A 22,233-nucleotide genomic window follows, 5' to 3' on the forward strand; every position below is an offset into this window, starting at 1 on the left:
TCCCCATCACAATGTCTGGCCAGCACGGTAGATGCCCGGCCCGCCCCCTGTATTGAAGAAAACTGCCCCCGGCCCCAAGCCGCGCCCATGGAATAAGCCGATGCGCCCCGTCCCGCCGCTGCACACCCCACGCCTGCTGTTGCGCATGCCGACCCTGGCCGACCTGGATGCGGTCCATTCGATCCATGGCGACCCCGAAACCAACCGCTTCAACCCCAATGGCGCAGCCAGCCGCGACGCCTGTCGGGACAAGGTGCAGGGCTGGATCGAACACTGGCGACAACAGGGGTTTGGTTACTGGGCGCTGTGCCGGCGTGAACGCCCTGAAGAGATCCTGGGGTTTGGCGGGATCATGGATTCGCGCTTTGGCGAACGCACCGGGCTCAACCTGTACTTTCGCCTGGCGGTGCCCGCCTGGGGCCAGGGCTATGCCAACGAGATGGCGACCGCCGCCCTGGAACTGGCGTTCCACCGCCTGCAACGCCCGGCCGTAATCGGCCTGGTGCGCCCCGACAACCTGCCTTCGCGGCGCGCCCTGGAACGCCTGGGGCTGAGCCTGTACGGCGAACTCGAGGATTTCCCCGACCTCGCGCCCAGCCTGCTGTATCGCCTGGACGCCGAGGACTACCTCGCCCACCACCCACGGCCCGGTGGCGCCTGATGCCGGCCTTCGAACTCTGCCCGGCCCAGCGCGACGAACTGGATATCCTCGACCATCTGTTGCAGTTCTACCTTTATGAACTCAGCGCCTGGCTGCCCCTCAAACTCGGGCGCCACGGCCTGTACGAGATCCAGTCCCAGGACGACTACTGGCGCTCGCCCCATACCCGCCCATGGCTGATCCGTGTCGACGGCGAGCTGGCCGGGATGGCCTGCGTCGATGACCGGGTGCACGCGGCGAGCACCCGCTACAACCTGGGCTACCTGTTTATCAGCCGCAGGTTTCGCGGCCAGGGCCTGGGGCGCGCGGTCAGCGCCCGATTGCTCGAGCAACTGCCGGGCGCCTGGCAAATCGTCCATATCGACGCCAACCAGCCGGCACGGATGTTCTGGGCCAGGGTCATGCCCACCCTCAGCGGTGGTACCTTCGATTGCCAAGCCATCAGCGCCGATGGCTACCCCTGCACCCTGTACAGTTTCAATCACCCCTAGACGAAAGAGAGCCTTCTGCATGGACCCGCTGCACATCCTGTCGAGCGAACACTGGCAGGTCAGTTATCGCCGTGACGCCCGCTATCCGGGCAGTTTGATCGTTTCCTCGGTCGCCGAGGCCAGCGACATCGTTGACCTCGCGCCCCAGGCGCTGCTCGCCCTCGGCCCGGCACTGGCCTGGACCGAGAGCCTGCTGCAGGCGCAATACGCGCCCGTCAAGGTGGTGTTCTACAAACTGGGGTTCTCCAAGGGCTTCAGCGTGCACTTTCATGTACTGCCGGTGACCCAGGCGCTGCTCGGGCAAATCAGCGCCCACCCGGACTACCCCACCGAGCCGGACGGCAACGATGCCATCCTGTTTGTCAGCCGGGTCTATGCCGAACGGGCCCTGACCCCGGCCGAGCGGGTGCTGCAAGCGGACGAGGCGGCGCGCTTGCGGCACTGCGCGCGGGACTTGCCGGCGCCTGATGCGAGCGGCCGTTAAGGCCCGGATATTTATTTTCCGCACCCTGCATCCAGATCGCCGCCTGGCGGGTAGTACAGACAGCAGCCCCCTGATGCTGCCCGGCTACCCCCCCTTTCTGGAGCGCAACCCATGAATGCCAAACACTTGTTCAGCCTTGTCGCCACTCCCCTTGCCGCCAGCGCCTGGCTCCTGGCGATGCCCGCCGCCCAGGCCGAGACCGAGCTGCCGGAAAGCGTGCGGGTGCCTGCCGGGCACACCATCGCCCTGGAAACCGTCGGCGTCGGCGAGATCACCTATGAATGCCGGGACAAGGCCAACGCCGCCGGCCAGACCGAATGGTTTTTCGTCGGTCCCAAGGCAGTGCTCAATGATCGCAGCGGCAAGCCGGTCGGCAGCTACTTCGGCCCACCCGCCACCTGGCAGGCCAAGGACGGCTCGACAATCACCGGTACCCAGGTGGCGGTCGCCCCCTCCAGCGCAGGCAACCTGCCCTATCAACTGGTCAAGGCCAACCCGGCCGACGGCAAGGGCGCCATGACCGGCGTCAGCTATGTCCAGCGGGTGGCGCTCAAGGGTGGCGTGGCGCCGAGCGCGGCCTGCACCAGCGCCAACAAGGGCCAGCGCGAGCAGGTGCAATACCAGGCTGACTATATTTTCTGGGCCGCCAAATAAGCGGTAACACAAACAGCGAAATGGCCGGACCTGAACTCGTCTACGCTGCCTTTCGCGAGCCCCGGCCACCCGGCCGGGGCGCTGACCACCTGTAGACGGCCAAAACCTGTGTCCTTGCCCGAGACGCTGTTCGACTATGAAGCCAGCCTCGCCGCCTGCGCCCGCGGCGAGCGTCAGGCGCTGCAGGCGTTGTACCAGCAGGAAGGCCCGCGCCTGCTGGGCGTGGCCAGGCGCCTGGTGCACGATACCGCGCTGGCCGAAGACATCGTGCACGACGCTTTCATCAAGATCTGGACCGGCGCCGCCAGCTTCGATCCGCTGCGCGGCGATGCCCGGGGCTGGATCTTCAGCATTACCCGGCACCTGGCTTTGAATTTCCTGCGGCGCCAGGGCCGCGAAGTGCAGGTCGACGAGGCCGCAGTCGAGGCCCTGCACGCCTTGCATGAGTGGCCGGCCGAGCCCCACGGCGAACAGCTGGCCCAGGGCGGGCGCATCCTGCACTGCCTGGAGCAACTGGAACCGGCGCGCCGCGAGTGCATTCTCAAGGCCTATGTCGACGGTTACTCCCACGCGCAGATTTCACACAAACTGGGCACCCCGTTGGGCACCGTCAAAGCCTGGATCAAGCGCAGCCTCACGGCACTGCGGGAGTGCATGGGATGAACCGCGAGCCGACAGACGACACCCTGGAGCAACTGGCCGGCGAATACGTGCTGGGTACCCTGGAGGGCGAACAGCGCGACGCCCTGCAACGTCGTCTGGCCAGCGAACCGCGGCTGCGCGCTGCGGTGGATGCCTGGGAACAGCGCCTGCATCCCTTGACCCAACTGGCCGCGCCGCACCCACCTTCGGCGCATTTGTGGAGCCGAATCGAACGCAGCCTCGGCGACAGCCAACCCCGATCACACGCCCCTCCCCGCGCCTCGGTATCCACCTGGTGGAATCTACTGCCGCTGTGGCGCGGGCTGGCGGCGGCCGGGCTGGCCGTCAGCCTGATTCTGGGCAGCCTGCTATTGACCCGGGCCGTGCCGGTCAGCACACCGACCTACCTGGTGGTGCTGGTGGCACCGCAAGACCAGGCCCCCGGCTGGGTGGTCCAGGCCAGCAACCCACGGGAAATCCAGCTGATCCCCCTGGGAATGGCCCAAGTTCCGGCGGACAAGGCCCTGGAATTCTGGACCAAGGGCGACGACTGGCAAGGCCCGGTTTCCCTGGGCCTGGTCAAGCCCGGGCAGACCCTGCACGTGCCCCTGGACAAACTGCCCCCTCTGGAAGCCAACCAGTTGTTCGAGCTGACCCTGGAACAAAGCACCGGCTCAGCCATCGGCAAACCCACAGGCCCGGTGCAATTCATTGGCCGTGCAGTGAAAGTCATCTAGGCCGCGAACGGGTATTTCCCGCCGTAACAAAATCTCACGCGTGAGCTATTGAGAATCAGCGAATTGATCTGTAGTGTTCTCACGCGTGATACCTGAGACACGGAGACACCCCAATGAAAACCCGCCTCCCCGCAAGCCCGCCCGACGATTCAACGGCGGATTCAGAGAGCCGACCAGGAGAGCCCGCAAAGGCCTCCAGCAAGAAACCATCCAGCTTCTATATGAAGCAGATGCGTGCCGGCCTCAGCGCCGCGGGTTATGTGAAACACGAAACTTGGGTGCTGCCGGAAAACCGCAGCGTGCTCAAGGAACTCGAGAAGAAGCTGCGCCAGCCGCTGATGGCTGGCTCACCGGTATTGGAGAACAACATGATTGCAGGTGAAAACTGGTCCATCGATCGTCTCTTCAGCGCCTTGCAGGCACTCGATGAGGTGACCTCGCGGGAAATCACCCTGACCCTGATGCAAGGCTCCGAGCAGAGCATCAAGTTGCAGATGAACGAATACGGTGGCCTGCCGATTTACATCGCGGTGGTGGGCGAGCAGATCATCGTCGACACCGTGCTGGTGGATCTGGAATCGATCAACGACGTGGTTCGCTTCAACGACGCCGTGCTGCGCAGCCGGGAAATGTTCCCGCTGTCGTCGATCGGCATCGAGTCGATGCCCAATGGCCAGACGGTCTACAACATGTTCGGCGCGCTGAGCTCGGGTTCCAACCTGACCAACGTGGTGACCGAAGTGCGCACCCTGATCGACAACGTACAACGCGCCACTGAAGCCTTCGAAAGCTTCTTCAACTGATTTTCCCGAACCTGGAGCCTTCACCATGACTCAGTCCATCTGGAACAAACTCTTTACCGCCCTGCGCGGCGGCGCCAACGAAGTCGGCGAAGCCATTGCCGACCAACAGGCCCTGCGTATCCTCGACCAGGAAATCCGCGACGCCGACGGCGCCCTGGCCAACGCCAAGCGCGAGCTGGTGACCATCATGGCCAAGCACAAGCTGTCGTCCGAGCGCGTTGCCGAGTACAACGCCAAGATCGCCGACCTGGAATCCAAGGCCATGGCCGCCTTGCAGGCCAACCGCGAAGACCTGGCCCTGGAAGTGGCTGAAGCCATCTCCGGCCTGACCACCAGCCTCGACGCCGAGCAGAAGCAGTCTGCCGAATTCGGCACCTATGCCGAGAAGATGCGCAAGGACATTGCCAAGGCCGAAGCCCGGATCAAGAGCCTGCGCCAGCAAGTGGACATGGCCAAGGCCCGGGAAAGCGTGCAGAAAGCCCAGGTCAGTGCCTCCATCGCCAGCGGCGGGGCCAATGGCAAGCTGGAAACCGCAGTCGGCACCCTGAGCCGCCTGCAAGCCAAGCAGGACCAGCGCGCCGCCGAGCTCGAAGCCCATGAAGAATTGGCCGATTCCGCCAATGGCAACGACCTGGAGCGCCGCCTGCAGGAAGCCAACATCATCCCCAACCAGGGCAGCGCCAACGCGATTCTCGACCGTCTGAAAAAACAGTCGGCCGAGTAATCAGCCCACCTGTAGCCGCTGCCCGAGTCTTCGGCAGCGGTTACAGGTCTTGGCAGAACGGCCTTCAGGAGGGCCAGGATGGATGCAGTGAAAGGCTTCAAGACGCTGGCCGGGCTGGCGTTGCTGATGCTGGCGGTACAGGTGCTCAACAGCGCCCTTGGCTATAGCCTGAATATTTTCGGCCTGATCCCCCGTACCCTGCAGGGGTTGCCGGGGATTGTCCTGTCGCCCTTCCTGCACGGTTCATTCGGCCATCTGGCGGCCAACCTGGTGCCCTTCCTGCTGCTGGGTGCCCTGGTGATGACCGAAGGCCTGAAGCGCTTTGTCAGCGTCAGCCTGACCATCATCCTGCTCGGCGGCGCCCTGGTCTGGTTGTTCGGTTTCAGGGGCATCCACGTGGGCGCCAGCGGCTGGGTCTTCGGTTTGTGGGCCTACATCCTGGCTCGTGCCTGGTTCCTGCGCAGCTGGGGCAGCCTGCTGGCCGCCAGCGTGGTGATGTTCCTGTATTCGGGGCTGATTTTCGGCTTTATCCCCCGCGCCGGCGTGTCCTTCGAAGGGCATATCGCCGGTGCCTTCGCCGGCTTCGTCGCCGCGAAAAGCCTTTTCTCGCGCCCGCGGGCGATGTCTAATGCGCCCCGGTAACCCCTCGCTCACACTTGCCGCGCGCCATGCCCGGCAGCGCTGAGCGTTGCATCGCCCCACTCGCCTCAAGGACATCAGCAATGGGATGGTTTAAACAATTCCTCGGTTTTGAAGCCCCGAAAGCCCAGGTGAGCCTGCCCGCCGTCGGTCCCCTGGGCCTGGCCCAAGGGCTGGCCGTCAGCTTCGACCCAACCCTCAAGCTGCTGCTCGACGGCAAGAGCGCGGTGGTGATTCCCGACACCCAGCAGATCTGGAGCCAGGGCGTGGTCGACCTCGGCCAGTCCAACTGGCTGTCGCGCTTTTACATGAACGACGAAGACTACTGGCTGCAGATCCACACCAGCGGCGCGGTCGACGGCCAGGTCGAATCGGTGATCCTGTTCAACTACCTGAGCTACGTGACCATCAGCAGCGAAGCCGAGTTGCGCCGCCTGGCCGGCCCCAACAGCCTGATCGGGCTGCCCGGCTACAGCCATGACGGCGCCGAATACAGTCGCGAATGGGGCACCGAAGCCGGTCAGACCGAACTGGTGGCCTTCAGCGAACGGGTCAGCAACCCGGACCAGTCCTATGTCGTCGAACACCGCTCCATGCTCTATGCGCGGGACACCGGCCTCACCGATCGCCGCGAGTTCCTGCTGTTTTCCGTGGAAGAAGACGCCGAAGGCAGCATCAGCCTCAGCACTTCCCTCGGCATCTCGCTGTACATGACCGACTTGCAACCTCTCTGACCAAGGACCAGGCCCATGCTTGAAGCACTTTCGATTTCCCTGAACAAATTCGCCGTGATCGGCTTTGTCACCTACATCCTCGGCGCCGCGGTGCTGTTCGGCCTGTTCCAGTTCGTCTACACCCGCCTGACGCCGCACAAGGAATTCGAGCTGATCCGCGAAGGCAACGTCGCCGCCGCCATTGCCCTGGGTGGCGCGATCATCGGCTTCGCGATCCCGGCCAGCAATGTCATCGCCTACTCCATCAGCCTGCTGGACTTCGTGGTCTGGGCGCTGATCGCCGCCGTGGTGCAGATGCTTGCTTTCTTCATGACCAGCCTGGTGCTCAAGGGCACCTCGGAACGCATCCGCCGGGGTGAAGTCGCCGCCGGCATCTACGTGGCAGCAGTCGCCATCAGCGTCGGCCTGCTCAATGCCGCCTGCATGACCCCTTCCCAGAACTGATGGCCTGAACGGAGTCCGTGATGAAACGAAGTCAATACGTTCAGCTGTCCCTGGCGACCTCGGTGGCCCTGGCGATTTCCGGCTGCAATTCCGAGCCGGATACCATTTCCGTGCAACAGAAATTCAACTTCCAGTCGGTGCAGGAATGCGTCGACGGCAAGCTCCCGGTCGACATCTGCTCCGACGCCTATATCAAGGCCATGGCCGAACACCGCAGCCGCGCGCCGCTGTATGACAACCAGGCCGAATGCGACGCCGATTTCGTCGAGAACTGGTGCCAGCAGGAGTCCAACGGTAAGTTCATCCCCAAACTCGGCGGTTTTCAGATCTCCGCCGACGGCACCTTCACCCAGGCCGACCTCGACCGGGCCAAGGCTGCGGGCATGGACGCCGGCAACTCGGGCAACTCCGGCGGTTCCGGCGGCTCGACCAACGGCCTGCTGACCGGGCTGCTGATCGGCAATATGCTCAGCGGCGGCAATCGCAGCTACTACTCCGAACCGGTGTACCGCTACCGCGACGACCGCGGCGGTTACGCCAACTCGACGCTGAATCAACGCATCGACTCCGGCTCGACCTTCAGCCGGTCGCGCCAGGCGCAGATGGGCAACAGCTTCAAGAACACGCGGCCGATCTCCGTCGCCTCCTCCACCTCGCGCGGCGGTTTCGGCAGCCAGGCCAGCGCCCGCAGCGGTTGGGGCGGATCGAGCAAAAGCTCGGGGCGCTCCAGCAGCTAAGGAAACTACGGCGATGCAGAAGATCCCCTTCAAGGAACGCCCGGACTGGCGGCAGACCGCAGAAAAGCTCGGCTTCATGTTCCATACCATCGATGGCGAAGCCTATTGGGACGAGAGCGCCTACTACCAGTTCAGCCTCAAGCAGATCGAAAACGACCTTGAGGACCCGACCACCGAGATCCATGAAATGTGCATGGACCTGGCGAACAAGGTGGCGCGCAGCGAAGAGTTGCTGGAACGCCTGAGCATCCCGCCGGCGTTTCACGACCTGGTGTGCAACTCCTGGCTCGAAGGCCACCCGCACCTGTACGGCCGCCTGGACTTTTCCTATGCCGGCACGGGACCGGCCAAGCTGCTGGAGCTGAACTACGACACCCCCACCAGCCTCTATGAAACCGCCGCGTTCCAGTGGGGCTGGCTGGAGCAGAATATCGAACGTGGCCTGCTGCCGCGGCATGCCGACCAGTTCAACAGCATCGACACCCGCCTGCACCAGGCCTTCGCCCAGCTGGGGATCAAGCGCCCGTTCTACTTCGCCTCGATGAAAGAGTCGGTGGAAGACAAGGCCACCACCGACTACCTGCGGCTGGTGGCGGAACAGGTCGGCATCGAATCGCGCCATATCGACATCGAAGACATCGGCCTCAACGCCGAAGGACGCTTCGTCGACCTGGAAGAACGCTGGATCCCGCACCTGTTCAAGCTGCATGCCTGGGAGTTCATCTTCCACGAACCCTTCGGTGCCGCCATCGCCCAGTGCGACACGCAGTTCTTCGAGCCGGCCTGGAAGGCGATCATCTCCAACAAGGGCATCCTGCCGCTCCTTTGGGAGTTCAACCAGGGCCACCCGAACCTGCTGGAAAGCTACCTCGACCCGCACCCCAACAGTGCGGTGCCCAAGGGCTGGGTGCGCAAGCCGTTCTTCTCCCGCGAGGGGGCCAATATCGAACTGCGCACCGCCGACGATCAGGTGGTCAAGGAAGACGGGCCTTACACCGACGCGCCCTTTATCCTCCAGGCCCTGGCCCCGCTGCCGCGTTTTGATGACAGCTACACCCTGATCGGTTCCTGGGTGATTGGCGACCAGGCCGCTGGCATTGGCGTGCGTGAAGACAACAGCCTGATCACCAAGGACTCCAGCCGCTTCCTGCCGCACCTGATTCTCGACTGACGCAACTCGCCCTTGGCCTTCCCTGCTCCGCCCGGAGCAGGCATTCCAGCCAGGAATGCATCCCAGTCGAAACATGAATTTCATTTATCCTAATAGGGCATTTAAGGTAAGCAGCACCTGAACCCAAGGAGCTGCACATGCCCAACTCGCCCAATCTGTCCGTGGACAAGTTCGACGCCTCGCGCGCCGATGAATACGCCCAACAGAGCCGCATCGCCCTGGCTGGTTACGACGCCTGCCATGACCTGCTGGCGTGCATGCTGGCGGCGCATCTGGGATCCGGGCAGCCGGCGCGGATCCTGGTGGTGGGGGCTGGCGGCACCGCTCAGGAGATTCTGGCTTGCGCGGCGCTGGAGCCGTTGTGGCAGTTCTGTGCCGTCGACCCGTCGGCGGCGATGCTCGAACTTGCCGTCAGCCAACTCCAGGCCCGTGACTTGCTGGAACGCACCGACGTGCACCTGGGCACCCTCGACGACTTGGCCGAGGGCGAAGCCTATGACGCCGCGACGCTGGTCGGGGTCCTCCATCACCTGCCGGGTGAAGCCGCGAAACAGAAGATCCTCGCCCAGCTCGCTCAGCGCCTGAAACCGGGGGCGCCGTTGATTCTGGCCGGCAACCAGCAACCCTACGCCAGCCAGCCCCTGCTGCTCGCGGCCTGGGGCCAGCGCTGGCGGCAACAGGGGGCCAGCGCCGAGCAGGTGCAGGCCAAGCTTGGCAAAATCCTCCAGGGTGCCGACCCGCCGGCCTCGGAAGCGGCCATCGCGCAACTGCTGGCTGACGCCGGCTTCGGTGCGCCGACGCGGTTTTTCTCGAGCCTGTTCTGGGGCGCCTGGCTGGCCGAGCGCAACGTCGACTGATCAGCCGAGCGCGCCCTTGTAGCCCAGGTTCCAGGAAATCCTCAGGGCCGCCCGGCGCACAGCTTCGACATAAGGCGCGGGCGGCACCCGGGGAATGTGCTGCAAGGTACCGACCAACGCCAGGGTCCCGGTCAGCTCATGGGTGGCACCAAAGATCGGCGCCGCCAGGGCGCAGATGCCCAGGGTCTCTTCCTCGATGGCCAGCGCGTAGCCCCGGGCCCGGGCTTCGTGCACCTGGCGCTGGAGCTCGGCGACCTCCACCACCGTGTGCTCGGTGAAGCGCTGCAACGGCGCGCCATGGACCAACTGCGCCAGCAACTTGTCCGAGTGCGCCAGTGCCAGCTTGCCCTGGGCATTGCAGTGCATGGACAACTCGGTGCCCGGGCGCACGCCGATCTCCAGCGACGCCTTGCCCAGGCTGGTGGTGACCACCGTCAGGCGCCCGCCCTCGAGCACCGACAGCACCACCGACAGCCCCAGCTCCTCGCGCAAATCACGCATTGCATCGGCCGAGGCACTCAGCAGATCGATGCCCGAGGCCGCTGCCTGACCCAGGACATAGGCGCGAATCCCCAGGCGGTAGCGCGAAGTCGCCGGGTTCTGGCTCAAGTAACCGCGTTCCACCAGGGTTTTCAGGTGCCGGAACACCGAGCCCTTGGTGGTGGACAGCTTCAGCGCCAGCTCACTGACGCCGATCTCGCCCGATGCCGCAGCGACCTGCTCCAGCACGTCCAGCGCCAATTGCACGGAGCGCACTCCGCCCTTGCCTGTTTCGTCGCTCATTACCGCTCCCTGAAAAAGTCTTGTGGTGGCCCTTGCTGGCAAGTTTCCTGCAACCTGATTCGTTTCGCCAGGCGGTACGCACGTTTCTTGATCTCGGTTATTTCTCACGCCACAGGCTGAAAAGCAAGAGATTGCCGGCCAAGCCCGCGAACGGTTAAAGCGAACGCCTAACCTGGGCAGGTGCAACGCGGCCAGCCAATGAAATAAGCCATTGATCTGATTGAAAAAGCCAAAACCCGGCTGCAACCGCTATCAAAGAAAACCAAAAAAATGCTCACTCAGAGAAACGGTATTTTCCTGTAAGAAATAAAATATCGTTTGACGCTCAGTATAAATCCTCGTAAATATGAAACCACGTCACGCATACGCTTACGATTCATGCACGAGGAACAGATTATGACGGCGCTCGATTCAGCCCTTGCCCGCAAGGACATCGCCCACCACCTGCACCCCCAGACCAACCTGCGGCTGCACGAACAGGTCGGCCCCCTGGTCATGGAGCGTGGCGAGGGGATCTACGTATTCGATACCCAAGGCCAACGCTTTATCGAAGGCATGTCGGGCCTGTGGTGCGCGACCCTGGGTTTCAGCCAGCCGCGCCTGGCCCAGGCCGCCTACCAGCAGTTATTGACCCTGCCCTATCAGCAGACCTTCGCCCACCGCACCACCCAACCGGTGATTGACCTGGCCACCGCGCTGATCGAACGGGCGCCCTCGACCTTGAGCAAAGTGATCTTCCAGAGCTCGGGCTCGGAAGCCATCGACAGCGCGATCAAGCTGGTGCGCTATTACCACACGGCCATCGGCCAGCCGCAGAAGCACAGGCTGATCGCCCGCCAGCGCGGCTACCACGGCACCACGCTGGCCGCCGCCAGCCTCACCGGCCTGCCGAACATGCATAAAGGCTGGGGCGACCCGCTGGCCGATGTGATCCACGTGCGCTGCCCGCACCTGTATCGCCAGGGCCAGCCCGGGGAGAGCGAAGAAGCCTTCAGCACGCGCCTGGCCGCCGAGCTGGAACAGACCATCCTCGAGCACGGCCCGGAAACCATCGGCGCGTTCTTCGCCGAACCGGTGATGGGCACCGGGGGCGTCATCGTCCCGCCCACCGGTTACTTCGCCAAGATCCAGGCCGTGCTGCGCAAGTACGACATCCTGCTGGTGGCCGACGAGGTGATCTGCGGCTTCGGCCGTACCGGGCACTATTGGGGCTCCCAGGCCATGGGCCTGAAACCGGACATGTTGACCTGCGCCAAAGGCCTGTCGGCGGCCTTCCAACCCATTTCTGCTTTACTGATCAGCGACACGATCTACCAAGCCATTGCCGACCAGAGCAACGTCCTGGGCGGCTTCGGCCATGGCTACACCTACGGCGGCCACCCGGTGGCGGCGGCGGTGGCCCTGGAAACCCTGGCCCTGTACGACGAGCTGGATATCCTGGGCAATGTCGCCGCCGTGGCGCCGCGGTTCCAGGCGGGCGTCCGGGCCTTTGCCGACCATCCGTTGATCGGTGAAGCCCGCGGCATCGGTCTGATGGCGGCCCTGGAGTTCGTCGCCGACAAGGACAGCCGCGAACCCTTCCCCGCGCACCTCAAAGTCGCGGCCCGGGTCGCCGAAGCCCTGCAACGGCGCGGTGTGCTGCTGCGAGCCCTGGGCGACACCCTGGTCATGGCGCCACCGCTGATCATCGACGCGGCCCAGGTCGAGGTCATCCTCACGGCCGTCGCCGAGTCCCTGGACGAGGTGTACGCGGAGCTGGCGCAATGAGCGCCGCGCCCCTGCTCAAAGAACCCATCAGACAACGAGCCGAGCCCATGAACGCAGCGTCCCCCCAGGCCTCGACGGCAGCCCCCGCAACGGGTGATACGGCCCTGGTGCGCTTTGAAAACGTGCACAAGACCTACGACGAGCGCAGTTGGGTGGTCAACGACCTGAACCTGCAGATTGCCCAGGGCGAATTCCTCTCGCTGCTGGGCCCCAGCGGCTCGGGCAAGACCACCACGCTGATGATGCTGGCCGGCTTCGACGCACCGGATCGCGGGCGGATCCTCATGGATGGCCAGGACATCAGCCGACTGCCGGCCTACAAGCGCGACATGGGCGTGGTGTTCCAGAGTTACGCCCTGTTTCCGCACATGACCGTGGAACAGAACGTGGCCTTCCCCCTCAACCTGCGCAATGTTCCGGCCGCAGAACGCACCCAGCGCGTCGGCGAAGCCCTGGAGCTGGCGCAACTGGGCGGTTTTGCCTCGCGCAGCCCGGCTCAGTTGTCGGGCGGGCAGCAGCAACGGGTGGCGCTGGCCCGGGCCCTGGTCTATCGCCCGCGCATGTTGCTGATGGACGAACCCCTGGGCGCCCTGGACAAGGCCCTGCGCGAACGCATGCAGCTGGAGCTCAAGAGCATCCATCGCCAGCTCGGCATCACCTTTGTCTACGTCACCCATGACCAGGACGAAGCCATGACCCTGTCCGACCGGGTCGCGGTGTTCCATGAAGGCAAAATCGCCCAGATCGACAGGCCGGAAGCGATCTACAACCGCCCCAGCAGCCGTTTCGTGGCCAACTTCCTGGGTGAGACCAACCTCCTCGAGGGCCGGATCAGCCACCTGGGCAACGGCAGCGCGGGTATCCGCCTCAAGGAAGACGGCTCGCTGCACGAAGTGCCGTACGCCAGCGCGACCCTGGCGGTCGGCGACCCGGCCGCCCTGGCGATTCGCCCGGAAAACGTGCGCCTGGCCAACCCCGGCGAACCGGCGCTGCACGCGCAGTTGGTGGACAGCATCTTCCACGGCGCCCATTGCAGCTTGCACCTGGTCCTGCCCAGCGGCGCACCGCTGATGCTCAAGCTCAACCCCGGCAGCCTGCAGCGCGCCCTGCCCCTGCCGGGCGAGCGCGTCGGGCTGGCGCTGCCACGGGAGCACGCGCTGATCCTGCCCTGAAACACCGGCCTTGCATAACAACAAACAGCTGCATCACGCCTTTCTATTGCTGCCACAAGAACGATTAAAAACCAGCTCTGGAGTCAAATCATGTTCAACCGCAGATCGCTTTTCACCTGTTCCACCCTGCTTTGCCTCGGCCTGGTCTCAGCCGCCGCACAGGCCCGCGACCTGACCGTGGTGTCCTGGGGCGGCAGCTACCAGGACGTGCAACGGCAGATCTTTTTTGCGCCCTACGCCAAGGCCTCGGGCAACAAGGTCCAGGAAGACTCCTGGGACAGCGGCATCGGCATCCTGCGGACCAAGGCCGAAGGCCCGGACAGCGGCTGGGACGTGGTCCAGGTCGAGGGCGAAGACCTGCAACTGGGGTGCAGCGAGGACCTGTTCCTGCCCCTGGACTTTGCGCGCATCGGCGGCAAGGACACCTACATCCCCTCGGCGATCAGCGAGTGCGGGGTCGGCGCCGCGGTCTACAACTTCGTCCTGGGTTATGACAAGTCGAAACTGGCCGGCACACCCCAGGGCTGGGGCGACTTCTTCGACCTGAAGAAGTACCCGGGCAAACGCGCACTGCGCCAGGGCCCCAAGGGCAATCTGGAAATCGCCCTGATGGCCGACGGCGTGCCGGTGGCCGAGGTCTACAAAGTGCTCAACACCCCGGCCGGGGTCAGCCGCGCCTTCGCCAAGCTGGACCAGATCAAGGATCAGTTGCTGTTCTGGAAATCCGGCGGCCAGCCCATGCAGCTGCTGGCCTCCGGTGAAGTGGCGATGACCACCTCGTACAACGGCCGGGTGACCAATGCCATCAACCAGGATCACAAGCCCTTTGGCCTGGTGTGGAACCAGTCGCTGCAGACCATGGACAGCTGGGTGATCCTGCGCAATTCGCCGAACCCGGAAGCCGCCTACGGCCTGCTCAAGGAGATGGGCAACCCCGACCAGCAAAAGCTCTGGCCGGCCCTGCAACCGACCGGTATTACCACGATCAAGGGCATCGCCCAGGTTGACCCCAAGGTCCTAGCGGACATGCCCAGCGCGCCGCAGAACAGCGCCAACGTGCTGCAGATCGACGACAAGTTCTGGGTCGACCGGGTCGATGAGTTGAATGCCAAGTGGACCGCCTGGTCGGCCAAGTAACTATCCGAGGCCTCGAGATGACCACCTTCGCTGTTGCACTGCCGGTCGTGGCACGCAGAAATCATCGCGCGCTGTGGCGCGCCTATGCCCTGCTCGCGCCCCTGGTGCTGTTTTTACTGCTGACCTTCGTCGGCCCGATCGCCACTCTGCTGTGGCGGGGCGTGGCCGACAGCGAGCTGCCCGACGCACTGCCGCAAACCGCCCTGGCGCTCAAGCAATGGGATGGCCGCTCGGCGCCTGATGAGCGCCTGCTGCGCCCGTTCAGTGCCGACCTGCAACAGGTGTCGGCCAAGGACCTGGCGGGGCTCGCCCGCCGTCTGTCCTATGAGGCACCGCAGTTGCGCGCCATGCTCGCCACCGCCAAGCGCGGCGCCGCCAGCCTGGATGGCAGCGCCCAGGGGTTCGCGGCCCTTGACCCGCGCTGGCTGGAAAACGAAACCTGGCAAAGCTTCAAGCGCGCCAGCGGACCGGTCGGCAGTTACCACTTGCTGTCAGCGCTGGACCTCAAGCACGACTACAACCAGGGCATCGTCGGCAAGGGTGAAGAAGGGCTGTACCGCTCGATACTGCTGCGCACCTTCGCCATTGCCGCGGCCACCACGCTGATCTGCGTGCTGCTGGCGTTCCCGCTGTGCGCCTACCTCGACCGGCGCACGCCGCGCACGCGCAACCTGTTGCTGCTGTTGATCCTGCTGCCGTTCTGGACCTCGATTCTGGTGCGCACCACGGCCTGGATGGTGCTGTTGCAGGACCAGGGCGTGGTCAATACCTCGTTGCTGTACCTGGGGTTGATCGATAGCCCGCTGCGCCTGCTGTACAACCGCTTCGGGGTGATCCTGGCGCTGGTCCACGTAATGCTGCCGTTCATGGTGTTTCCGTTGCTGGCAGCCATGCAGTCGAGCAACCGGCTGCTGGTCCAGGCCGCTTATTCCATGGGCGCACGGCCGTTGTTCACCTTCTTCCGGGTGTACCTGCCCCAGGTCCTGCCGGGCCTGGCGGCGGGCGCGCTGATGGTGTTTATCGTGACCCTGGGCTTTTACATCACCCCGGCGCTGATCGGTGGCCCCGGCGACCAGATGATCAGCTACTACATCGCCCAATTCACCACTGGCACCTTGAACTGGGGCCTGGCGTCCGCACTGGGCATCGTCCTGCTGACGGTCACCACCCTGCTCTATCTGATCCAGGCCCGGCTCGCCCGTGGCCGCTCCCAGGGGAGACACTGATGGTCAAGAACCCTAACGCCGGCGCCCTGAGCGTGTTCGGCTTTTTCAGCCTGTCCCTGAGCGGCTGGCTGGTGCTGGCTTTCCTGGTGCTGCCGATCCTGATCGTGCTGCCCCTGTCGTTCAGCGACAGCCGCTATATGTCGCTGCCCATCAGCGGCCTGACCCTGCATTGGTACGAGGCGTTCTTCGGTTCCAGCCAATGGCTGGGGGCGTTGTTCAACAGCTTTGCCATCGCCTGCCTCAGCACCTTGCTCGCGGTGGTGCTCGGCGGCCTCGCGGCCCTCGGGCTGAGCCATGAACGGCTGCCGGGGCGGCGGTTTATCGAGGTGCTATTGATTGCGCCGATGATCGTGCCGGCCGTGATTGTCGGGGTCGGGATGTACTTCGTGTTTGCCAGCCTGGGCCTGACCCGGACCTTTACCGGCCTGGTCCTGGCCCACACCACCCTGGCCGTGCCCTTCGTGGTGATCAACGTCGGCTCGGCACTGGTCGGGCTCAACCAGCGCCTGCTCTGGGCAGCGGCCAGCATGGGCGCGACACCCTGGATCTGCTTGCGCAAGATCACCCTGCCACTGATTGCCCCCGGGCTGATTTCCGGCGGGTTGTTCGCCTTCGCCACGTCCCTGGATGAGGTGGTAGTCACCCTGTTCCTGGCCGGCCCCGACCAGCGCACCCTGCCCCGGGAAATGTTCACCACGGCCCGCGAATCCCTGAGCCCGGTGTTGCTGGCGGCGGCGACCATCATGGTGCTGTTCGCCACCTTGCTGCTGATGCTGTCGCGGCGCCTGAGCCAACCCGCAAAAGACCCCGCCTGAAGCCCGACACCTGTTCCAGGCTCGGTCTGTAGGAGCCTGGAACCTCGGGCCTAGCGCGCCGGTTTGCGGGTGTAGGTCGCGGCGTGCAGGCGTTCGCTGATTTCTGCCGCGGCGGCCTGCAATTCCTTGAGCATATTGGCCGGGGGCGGCACCGGGATCGCCGAGCTGGGGCCGACGATGCCGATGGTGCCGACAATCACGTCATTCTCGCGAAACAACGGACAGCACAGGGCATTGATGCCGACGGTGATTTCGCCGTCGGCATCGTCGTACAGCCGCTCGCGGATCAGCGCCAGGCGCTCGGCCAGCGCCTCGGGGTCGCACATGGTGTTCTCGGTCAGGCGCGGCATCTTGCGCCGCATCACCCGCTGCTGGGTCGCCGCATCGGAAAACGCCAGCACCGTGCGGCCCTGGGCCGAGCAGTAGGGCAAGACGCGGTTGCCCGGCTTGACCGAGATGCACACATTGGCCTTGGACTCCACACAGGACACCACCAGCGCCGAATCATGGGTGGCCACCGCCAGCAGCGCGCTCTGCCCGGTGTTGTCACGGATCCGGGTCAGGTAAGGATCGGCCAGGGCCCGCAGGTCAAACTGCTCGCTGGCCGCCTCGCCGTAGGCCACCAGGCGTGAACCCAGGAGGTATTTTTCAGTGCTGGGGTCCTGTTCCAGAATCCCCAGTTGGCGCATCGAGGCCAGGTGACGATAGGTGCGCGGCTTGGCGGTCTGCAACAGCTGCGCCAGTTCGGTCACACCCAGCGGACGCCGGGCAGCGGTCAGTTCGTCGAGCAGGCGGAACACCATTTCCACCGACTCCAGCAGCACCGGGCCACTGCTGGTGCCTTCCTTGCCATCCTTATCTTCTGCCTTCACTGTTCACCTCTATTTGTATCGCATGGGGGGCAGGAACCCCGTTCCTGCGCCGCTCTTCGCCGAAAAAGCATTTCGCTATTCTTGCCGATTGTATCGCCTGAAGAAACAGCTGATTGCACAACGCACAACACCCGGAGCGCGGTTTCCCTGGGGAAAACGCGCTCCGGGTGTGGCCTGGCCGACGCCGTCGATTCAGACTTTGAGTGCCCTGCCTCCTGGCGCCAGCCGTGCCCCGCCTCGTAACTGCGGCACGGCGAACATGCTCACCGCCCCCAGCAGGGTAATGGCCGCCAACACATACAGGCCGTATTCCAGGTGCCCGGTGCTGTCCTTGACCCAGCCCATCATGAACGGGCTGGCATAACCGCCGAGGTTGCCGACGGTGGCGATCAGGGCAATCCCGGCCGCAGCGGCGGTGCCGGTCAGCAAGACCCCGGGCAGCGCCCACAGCACGCAGAACGCCGACAAACCACCGGCCATCGCCAGGCTCAACCCGGCCAGGGACAGGTAGGCGTTGTCATGGAACAACCCGCTGAAGATCAGCCCGCAGGCCGACGCCACCACGCACAGGGTGCCGTGCCAGCGCCGTTCGCGGGTCTTGTCCGAATGCTTGCTGACCACAATCATGCACACCGAGGCCACGGCAAACGGAATCGCCGCGATCAGGCCGGTATCGAACAGGCTCTGCACCCCCAGGTTCCTGACGATCTGCGGCATCCAGAACGACACGCCGTAGGTGCCGCAGAGCAAGCTGAAGTTGGTGACGATCAGGCACCAGATGCCCTTGTTGACGAAGGCCGCGCGAAAACGGTGGTCGGCCCCCTGGCCCTGGTTGCGCTGGCGCTCTTCACGCAATTGCTCCTGGACCCGCAGGTTTTGCGCCGGGCTCAGCCACTTGACCTGGCCGGGCCCGTTATCCAGGTAGAAAAACACCACAACCCCCAGGATCACCGCCGGCAAGCCCTCCAGCAAAAACAGCCATTGCCAGCCGGCCAGCCCCAGGTCGCCGGCAAAGTTCTGCATGATCCAGCCCGACAGCGGGCTGCCCAGCACCCCGGCCATGGCAATACCCAGATTGAAATAGGCCATGCCCTGGGAGCGCGCACAGGACGGGAACCAGTAGGTCATGTACAGCACCACCCCGGGGTAGAACCCGGCCTCGGCCATGCCCAGCAAAAAGCGCAGCACGTAGAAGGCGGTGGGGGTCTGGATAAACATCATGGAAATCGACAGCAGCCCCCACACCACCATGATCCGTGCGATCCAGAACCGTGCACCGAGCTTTTGCAGGAGCATGTTGCTGGGGATCTCGCACAGGCAGTAGCCGATGAAAAACACCCCGGCGCCAAAGCCGAACGCCAGATCGCTGAGGCCGATGTCGGCGGCCATCTGCAACTTGGCGAACCCCACATTGACCCGGTCGAGAAACGCCACCACGTACAACACAAACAGAAACGGCAGGATGCGCCAGGCAATCCTGTTGTACAGCCGCCAGTCGGGCTCGTTGTCGAAGGTGCTGCGCGAAAGTAGGTTCATCGAGGCTCTCTTTATTGTTGTTGTAGAGAATCGCTGCCGCGCCCCGGCATCCCGGGGAATCAGGCGGCCGGGCGCTGCAGGATAAAGTCGGCGCAGCGCTCGCCGATCATGATGCTCGGCGCATTGGTGTTGCCGCTGACGATGCTCGGCATCACCGAGGCATCGGCGACCCGCAGGCCGTCGATGCCGCGCACCCGCAGATCGGCAGCGACCACCGCCTGCGCGTCGCTGCCCATCTTGCAAGTGCCTGCCGGGTGGAACACGGTCTTGGCCACGCTGCGCACATAGTCGGCGTAGTCCTGCTCCGGCAAATCGTCGCGATCGGCCAGCAGCAACGGGCCGCTGAGCAGGCGCGCCAGGGCCGGCGCGCGCATAATCTTCTGCGCCAGCCTGACCCCGGCAATCAGGGTCAGCATGTCATCCGGGTCGCTGAGGTAATTGGCCCGCAGTGACACCGGGTCGAACGGATCGCGGCTGCGCAACAGCAGCCGACCCCGGGATTTTGGGCGCAGCGCACAGGGGTTGACCGAGATGCCGTGGCCCGCCGGCGGCAAGCGATCGACATCCCCGACCAGGGCCGGCACCACGTGGTATTGCACGTCGGGCCGGCCACAGCCACGGGTGTCGACGAAGCCGCCGCTCTCCACCACGTTGGACGCCAGCAGGCCCTGGCGCCGGGTCAGGTACTGCCAGCCGTGATTCAGCGCCTTGAGCCCTTTGTCATGGCCCAGCAGGCTGATGGGCTCACGGGTCTGGCCGTAGACCGAGGCGCTCAAGTGGTCCTGGAAGTTGCGCCCCACGCCGTCCAGGTCGAGCACCGGCGAGATGCCCATGTCGTGCAAATGCTGCAACGGACCGATGCCCGACAGCAGGAGGATTTTCGGCGAGGCAATGGCCCCGGCACTGAGGATGACCTCTGCGTTGCAGGCAAAACGCTGCAAGGCGCCCGCCTGGCTGCGGGCTTCGACGCCCACCACGCGTCGCCCCTCCAGCAGCAGGCGGGTGACGTGCATCCCGGTCAGCACCTTGAGCAGCGGGCTGTGGCGCACCCCGCGCAAATAGGTCGCGGCGGAACTGGCCCGGCGCCCGTCGGCGGTGGTGGTCTGATAGAACCCCACCCCCTCCTGCCGCGCCCCATTGAAATCCTGGCTCAGCGGCACCCCGGCCTGCTGCGCGGCGCTGACGAACGCCTCGCTCAAGGGGTGGCGATGGCGCGGGTCGCTGACCTTCAAGGGCCCGCCCTGGCCGTGCAACTCGCCGCCCAGTCGGGCATTGGCCTCGGAGCGGCGAAACACCGGCAACACATCCTGCCAGCCCCAGCCCGGGCACCCGGCGTCGCGCCACTGCTCATAGTCCTCGGCCTGGCCACGGATATAGATCATCGCGTTGACCGAGCTGCCACCGCCCAGGGTTCGCCCCTGGGGAATGTAGACCTGACGTCCGTTGACGAAGGGCTCGGCCTCGGTCTTGTACATCCAGGTGCGGCACGTGCCATGGACCCGGACAAAGGTCCCCGGGATGTGGATGTACGGATGGTTGTCCGCCGGGCCGGCCTCCAGCAACAGCACGCGCTTGCCGGCCTGCACCAGCCGGGCCGCCAGCGCGCAGCCGGCCGAGCCCGCGCCGATGACGATAAAGTCATGGGTGTCCATGGCAACACTCCTGATACGTCGCGAACAGCCTCAGCCGACCTGGCTGACGAACTTGGTGGTCAGGTAGGCGTCCAGGCCTTCGCTACCGCCCTCGCTGCCATAACCACTGTCCTTGATCCCGCCAAAGGGGGTTTCCGGCGCGGCGATGCCGAAGTGGTTGATCGAGACCATGCCGCTTTGCAGCTCGTCGGCAAGCAGGGTGGCGCGGGCGATCGAGCGGGTGAAGGCAAAGGCTGCAAGGCCGAAGGGCAAGGCGTTGGCCTGGTCGATCACCTGTTGCAGGTCATCGAACGGCACGATCGAGGCAATTGGGCCAAAGGGTTCTTCGTGCATCACCCGGGCGTTGTCCGGCACATCCGTCAACACCGTGGGCGCAAAGTAGAAACCCGGCGCCTCGGACGGGCGCCCACCTGTGGCCAGGGTTGCGCCCACGGCCAGGGCATCGTCGACATAGGCCTGCATTGCCGCCACCCGACGCGGATTGGCCAGGGGCCCCATCTGGCTGTCGGCCAGGTGGCCGGCGCCCACCCTCAAGGCCGCGCCAGCCTTGCTGAAGGCGCTGACAAACTGCGGATAGACACTGCGCTGGACAAAAAAGCGGGTCGGCGAGGCGCAGATCTGCCCGGCATTGCGGAACTTCAAGCCGGCGCCCAAGGCCGCCACGGCCTCGACATCCACGTCATCGCAGACAATGAACGGCGCATGCCCGCCCAGCTCCAGGGTGCAACGCTTGAGCTGCTGCCCGGCCAGGGCACCGAGGGCACGCCCCACCGGCACCGAACCGGTGAAAGAGATCTTGCGGATCACCGGCGAGTGGATCAGGTACTCGGAAATCTGCGCCGGCACCCCAAACACCAGGTTCAACACCCCGGGCGGCACCCCGGCATCCTGGAACGCCCGGCACAGTTCGATACAGGACGAAGGGGTTTCTTCCGGCCCCTTGGCAATGATCGAGCACCCGGCAGCCAGGGCACCGGCAATCTTGCGCACCAGTTGGCTGACCGGGAAATTCCACGGACTGAAGGCCGCCACCGGGCCGATCGGCTCGCGCAGCACGATCTGCCGGGCACCGCGCTGGCGCGGCGGAATCACCCGCCCATAGGCCCGGCGCCCTTCTTCGGCGTACCAGTCGATATGGTCGCCGGCACCAAAGGCCTCCATCTGTGCTTCGGCCAGGGGCTTGCCTTGTTCCAGGGTGATCAGTTCGGCAATGGCCTGGGAGCGCTCGCGCACCAGATCGGCGGCCCGGCGCAGGATTTTCGAACGCTCATAGGCCGATGTCTTGCGCCAGACCTCAAAGCCCCTGGCGGCTGCGGCCAGGGCCAGGTCGAGGTCCGCCGGGCTGGCGAAACCCAGGCTGGCGATCTGCTCGCCCGTGGCCGGGTTGAACACGGCCCCTTGTTGTTCATGGCTGCCGCTGGACCAGTGGCCGTCGATCAGGATGGATTGGATAACACGCATCGTGGCTCCTCGCGCTGCTGGAAAGGTTTCGCCT

Annotated in this window: 24 protein-coding genes; 19 read left to right on the forward strand and 5 right to left on the reverse strand. The window is 64.8% G+C overall.

The features are described from left to right. Positions 1 to 100: 100 nt before the first annotated feature. From AC19YX_RS02610 to AC19YX_RS02675, 14 genes are all read left to right on the forward strand, one after another. Complete coding sequence (locus tag AC19YX_RS02610; protein ID WP_500605600.1) at positions 101 to 661, forward strand: GNAT family N-acetyltransferase; 561 nt, start codon at positions 101 to 103, stop codon at positions 659 to 661. After that, on the forward strand, positions 661 to 1,152 hold the full coding sequence (locus tag AC19YX_RS02615; RefSeq protein WP_421547023.1) for a GNAT family N-acetyltransferase: 492 nt from the start codon (positions 661 to 663) through the stop codon (positions 1,150 to 1,152). Before AC19YX_RS02610 ends, AC19YX_RS02615 begins: the two co-directional genes overlap by 1 nt. A 19-nt stretch (positions 1,153 to 1,171) precedes the next feature. Then, positions 1,172 to 1,636 carry a hypothetical protein gene (locus tag AC19YX_RS02620; RefSeq protein ID WP_500605601.1) on the forward strand — a complete coding sequence of 155 codons (465 nt, stop codon included), beginning with the start codon at positions 1,172 to 1,174 and terminating at the stop codon, positions 1,634 to 1,636. Positions 1,637 to 1,747: 111 nt separating this feature from the next. Beyond that, the gene (locus tag AC19YX_RS02625) at positions 1,748 to 2,290 is read left to right on the forward strand and encodes a DUF3455 domain-containing protein (protein ID WP_500603003.1); all 543 of its coding nucleotides are present in this window, start codon (positions 1,748 to 1,750) and stop codon (positions 2,288 to 2,290) included. A gap of 108 nt (positions 2,291 to 2,398) precedes the next feature. Beyond that, complete coding sequence (locus AC19YX_RS02630; protein WP_201130714.1) at positions 2,399 to 2,953, forward strand: sigma-70 family RNA polymerase sigma factor; 555 nt, start codon at positions 2,399 to 2,401, stop codon at positions 2,951 to 2,953. After that, complete coding sequence (locus tag AC19YX_RS02635; protein ID WP_500605602.1) at positions 2,950 to 3,669, forward strand: anti-sigma factor; 720 nt, start codon at positions 2,950 to 2,952, stop codon at positions 3,667 to 3,669. The genes AC19YX_RS02630 and AC19YX_RS02635 overlap by 4 nt, the downstream gene beginning before the upstream one ends. A gap of 113 nt (positions 3,670 to 3,782) precedes the next feature. Next, positions 3,783 to 4,472 (forward strand): YjfI family protein, encoded by a 690-nt coding sequence (locus AC19YX_RS02640; RefSeq protein WP_078471318.1) that lies wholly within the window; start codon positions 3,783 to 3,785, stop codon positions 4,470 to 4,472. A 25-nt stretch (positions 4,473 to 4,497) separates the two neighbouring features. Beyond that, positions 4,498 to 5,196 carry a PspA/IM30 family protein gene (locus AC19YX_RS02645; RefSeq protein ID WP_020296119.1) on the forward strand — a complete coding sequence of 233 codons (699 nt, stop codon included), beginning with the start codon at positions 4,498 to 4,500 and terminating at the stop codon, positions 5,194 to 5,196. Between the two features lie 78 nt (positions 5,197 to 5,274). After that, positions 5,275 to 5,838: a rhomboid family intramembrane serine protease gene (locus AC19YX_RS02650; protein ID WP_078471320.1), complete on the forward strand. Its 564-nt coding sequence runs from the start codon at positions 5,275 to 5,277 to the stop codon at positions 5,836 to 5,838. An 80-nt stretch (positions 5,839 to 5,918) separates the two neighbouring features. Then, positions 5,919 to 6,569 (forward strand): DUF2491 family protein, encoded by a 651-nt coding sequence (locus AC19YX_RS02655; protein WP_500605603.1) that lies wholly within the window; start codon positions 5,919 to 5,921, stop codon positions 6,567 to 6,569. Between the two features lie 15 nt (positions 6,570 to 6,584). Next, a complete protein-coding gene (locus tag AC19YX_RS02660) occupies positions 6,585 to 7,013 on the forward strand; it encodes a DUF350 domain-containing protein (protein WP_078471322.1) in 429 nt (142 codons plus the stop codon). Positions 7,014 to 7,033: 20 nt separating this feature from the next. After that, entirely contained in the window at positions 7,034 to 7,750 is a 717-nt protein-coding gene (locus AC19YX_RS02665; protein ID WP_500605604.1) for a DUF1190 domain-containing protein, read from the forward strand. Positions 7,751 to 7,763: 13 nt separating this feature from the next. Beyond that, complete coding sequence (locus AC19YX_RS02670; RefSeq protein ID WP_078471324.1) at positions 7,764 to 8,921, forward strand: glutathionylspermidine synthase family protein; 1,158 nt, start codon at positions 7,764 to 7,766, stop codon at positions 8,919 to 8,921. A gap of 137 nt (positions 8,922 to 9,058) precedes the next feature. Further along, positions 9,059 to 9,778: a class I SAM-dependent methyltransferase gene (locus AC19YX_RS02675; RefSeq protein WP_500605605.1), complete on the forward strand. Its 720-nt coding sequence runs from the start codon at positions 9,059 to 9,061 to the stop codon at positions 9,776 to 9,778. On the opposite strand, the gene AC19YX_RS02680 is transcribed toward AC19YX_RS02675, so the two are convergent. Then, complete coding sequence (locus AC19YX_RS02680) at positions 9,779 to 10,561, reverse strand: IclR family transcriptional regulator (RefSeq protein WP_020296126.1); 783 nt, start codon at positions 10,559 to 10,561, stop codon at positions 9,779 to 9,781. Positions 10,562 to 10,957: 396 nt separating this feature from the next. Here AC19YX_RS02680 and AC19YX_RS02685 point away from each other — a divergent pair, with 396 nt between their 5' ends. From AC19YX_RS02685 to AC19YX_RS02705, 5 genes are all read left to right on the forward strand, one after another. Beyond that, complete coding sequence (locus tag AC19YX_RS02685) at positions 10,958 to 12,328, forward strand: aminotransferase (protein ID WP_078471326.1); 1,371 nt, start codon at positions 10,958 to 10,960, stop codon at positions 12,326 to 12,328. Between the two features lie 47 nt (positions 12,329 to 12,375). Next, positions 12,376 to 13,500, forward strand: coding sequence for an ABC transporter ATP-binding protein (locus AC19YX_RS02690; protein ID WP_078471327.1), 1,125 nt, complete (start codon positions 12,376 to 12,378; stop codon positions 13,498 to 13,500). 90 nt (positions 13,501 to 13,590) lie between these two features. After that, on the forward strand, positions 13,591 to 14,637 hold the full coding sequence (locus tag AC19YX_RS02695) for an ABC transporter substrate-binding protein (RefSeq protein WP_078471328.1): 1,047 nt from the start codon (positions 13,591 to 13,593) through the stop codon (positions 14,635 to 14,637). A 17-nt stretch (positions 14,638 to 14,654) separates the two neighbouring features. Beyond that, positions 14,655 to 15,863: an ABC transporter permease gene (locus AC19YX_RS02700; RefSeq protein ID WP_078471549.1), complete on the forward strand. Its 1,209-nt coding sequence runs from the start codon at positions 14,655 to 14,657 to the stop codon at positions 15,861 to 15,863. Next, on the forward strand, positions 15,863 to 16,678 hold the full coding sequence (locus AC19YX_RS02705; RefSeq protein WP_078471329.1) for an ABC transporter permease: 816 nt from the start codon (positions 15,863 to 15,865) through the stop codon (positions 16,676 to 16,678). The genes AC19YX_RS02700 and AC19YX_RS02705 overlap by 1 nt, the downstream gene beginning before the upstream one ends. Positions 16,679 to 16,728: 50 nt before the next feature. Here the strand turns inward: AC19YX_RS02705 and AC19YX_RS02710 are convergent, their stop codons facing one another. The 4 genes from AC19YX_RS02710 to AC19YX_RS02725 form a co-directional block, all read right to left on the reverse strand. After that, positions 16,729 to 17,550, reverse strand: a complete 822-nt coding sequence (locus tag AC19YX_RS02710) for an IclR family transcriptional regulator (protein WP_078471330.1) — start codon at positions 17,548 to 17,550, stop codon at positions 16,729 to 16,731. A 192-nt stretch (positions 17,551 to 17,742) separates the two neighbouring features. Beyond that, on the reverse strand, positions 17,743 to 19,086 hold the full coding sequence (locus AC19YX_RS02715; RefSeq protein ID WP_500605606.1) for an MFS transporter: 1,344 nt from the start codon (positions 19,084 to 19,086) through the stop codon (positions 17,743 to 17,745). 59 nt (positions 19,087 to 19,145) lie between these two features. Further along, positions 19,146 to 20,738 (reverse strand): GMC family oxidoreductase, encoded by a 1,593-nt coding sequence (locus AC19YX_RS02720; RefSeq protein ID WP_421547031.1) that lies wholly within the window; start codon positions 20,736 to 20,738, stop codon positions 19,146 to 19,148. Between the two features lie 30 nt (positions 20,739 to 20,768). Then, positions 20,769 to 22,199 carry an NAD-dependent succinate-semialdehyde dehydrogenase gene (locus AC19YX_RS02725; RefSeq protein WP_500605607.1) on the reverse strand — a complete coding sequence of 477 codons (1,431 nt, stop codon included), beginning with the start codon at positions 22,197 to 22,199 and terminating at the stop codon, positions 20,769 to 20,771. Positions 22,200 to 22,233: the final 34 nt, after the last annotated feature.

Source organism: Pseudomonas sp. MF09150 (assembly GCF_059862355.1).

Bases quoted from the DNA above. Each gene is read 5' to 3' on its own strand.
- AC19YX_RS02610 (WP_500605600.1), top strand. From the start codon at position 101: ATGCGCCCCGTCCCGCCGCTGCACACCCCACGCCTGCTGTTGCGCATG.
- AC19YX_RS02615 (WP_421547023.1), top strand. From the start codon at position 661: ATGCCGGCCTTCGAACTCTGCCCGGCCCAGCGCGACGAACTGGATATC.
- AC19YX_RS02620 (WP_500605601.1), top strand. From the start codon at position 1,172: ATGGACCCGCTGCACATCCTGTCGAGCGAACACTGGCAGGTCAGTTAT.
- AC19YX_RS02625 (WP_500603003.1), top strand. From the start codon at position 1,748: ATGAATGCCAAACACTTGTTCAGCCTTGTCGCCACTCCCCTTGCCGCC.
- AC19YX_RS02635 (WP_500605602.1), top strand. From the start codon at position 2,950: ATGAACCGCGAGCCGACAGACGACACCCTGGAGCAACTGGCCGGCGAA.
- AC19YX_RS02640 (WP_078471318.1), top strand. From the start codon at position 3,783: ATGAAAACCCGCCTCCCCGCAAGCCCGCCCGACGATTCAACGGCGGAT.
- AC19YX_RS02645 (WP_020296119.1), top strand. From the start codon at position 4,498: ATGACTCAGTCCATCTGGAACAAACTCTTTACCGCCCTGCGCGGCGGC.
- AC19YX_RS02650 (WP_078471320.1), top strand. From the start codon at position 5,275: ATGGATGCAGTGAAAGGCTTCAAGACGCTGGCCGGGCTGGCGTTGCTG.
- AC19YX_RS02655 (WP_500605603.1), top strand. From the start codon at position 5,919: ATGGGATGGTTTAAACAATTCCTCGGTTTTGAAGCCCCGAAAGCCCAG.
- AC19YX_RS02660 (WP_078471322.1), top strand. From the start codon at position 6,585: ATGCTTGAAGCACTTTCGATTTCCCTGAACAAATTCGCCGTGATCGGC.
- AC19YX_RS02665 (WP_500605604.1), top strand. From the start codon at position 7,034: ATGAAACGAAGTCAATACGTTCAGCTGTCCCTGGCGACCTCGGTGGCC.
- AC19YX_RS02670 (WP_078471324.1), top strand. From the start codon at position 7,764: ATGCAGAAGATCCCCTTCAAGGAACGCCCGGACTGGCGGCAGACCGCA.
- AC19YX_RS02675 (WP_500605605.1), top strand. From the start codon at position 9,059: ATGCCCAACTCGCCCAATCTGTCCGTGGACAAGTTCGACGCCTCGCGC.
- AC19YX_RS02680 (WP_020296126.1), bottom strand. From the start codon at position 10,561: ATGAGCGACGAAACAGGCAAGGGCGGAGTGCGCTCCGTGCAATTGGCG.
- AC19YX_RS02685 (WP_078471326.1), top strand. From the start codon at position 10,958: ATGACGGCGCTCGATTCAGCCCTTGCCCGCAAGGACATCGCCCACCAC.
- AC19YX_RS02690 (WP_078471327.1), top strand. From the start codon at position 12,376: ATGAACGCAGCGTCCCCCCAGGCCTCGACGGCAGCCCCCGCAACGGGT.
- AC19YX_RS02695 (WP_078471328.1), top strand. From the start codon at position 13,591: ATGTTCAACCGCAGATCGCTTTTCACCTGTTCCACCCTGCTTTGCCTC.
- AC19YX_RS02700 (WP_078471549.1), top strand. From the start codon at position 14,655: ATGACCACCTTCGCTGTTGCACTGCCGGTCGTGGCACGCAGAAATCAT.
- AC19YX_RS02705 (WP_078471329.1), top strand. From the start codon at position 15,863: ATGGTCAAGAACCCTAACGCCGGCGCCCTGAGCGTGTTCGGCTTTTTC.
- AC19YX_RS02715 (WP_500605606.1), bottom strand. From the start codon at position 19,086: ATGAACCTACTTTCGCGCAGCACCTTCGACAACGAGCCCGACTGGCGG.
- AC19YX_RS02720 (WP_421547031.1), bottom strand. From the start codon at position 20,738: ATGGACACCCATGACTTTATCGTCATCGGCGCGGGCTCGGCCGGCTGC.
- AC19YX_RS02725 (WP_500605607.1), bottom strand. From the start codon at position 22,199: ATGCGTGTTATCCAATCCATCCTGATCGACGGCCACTGGTCCAGCGGC.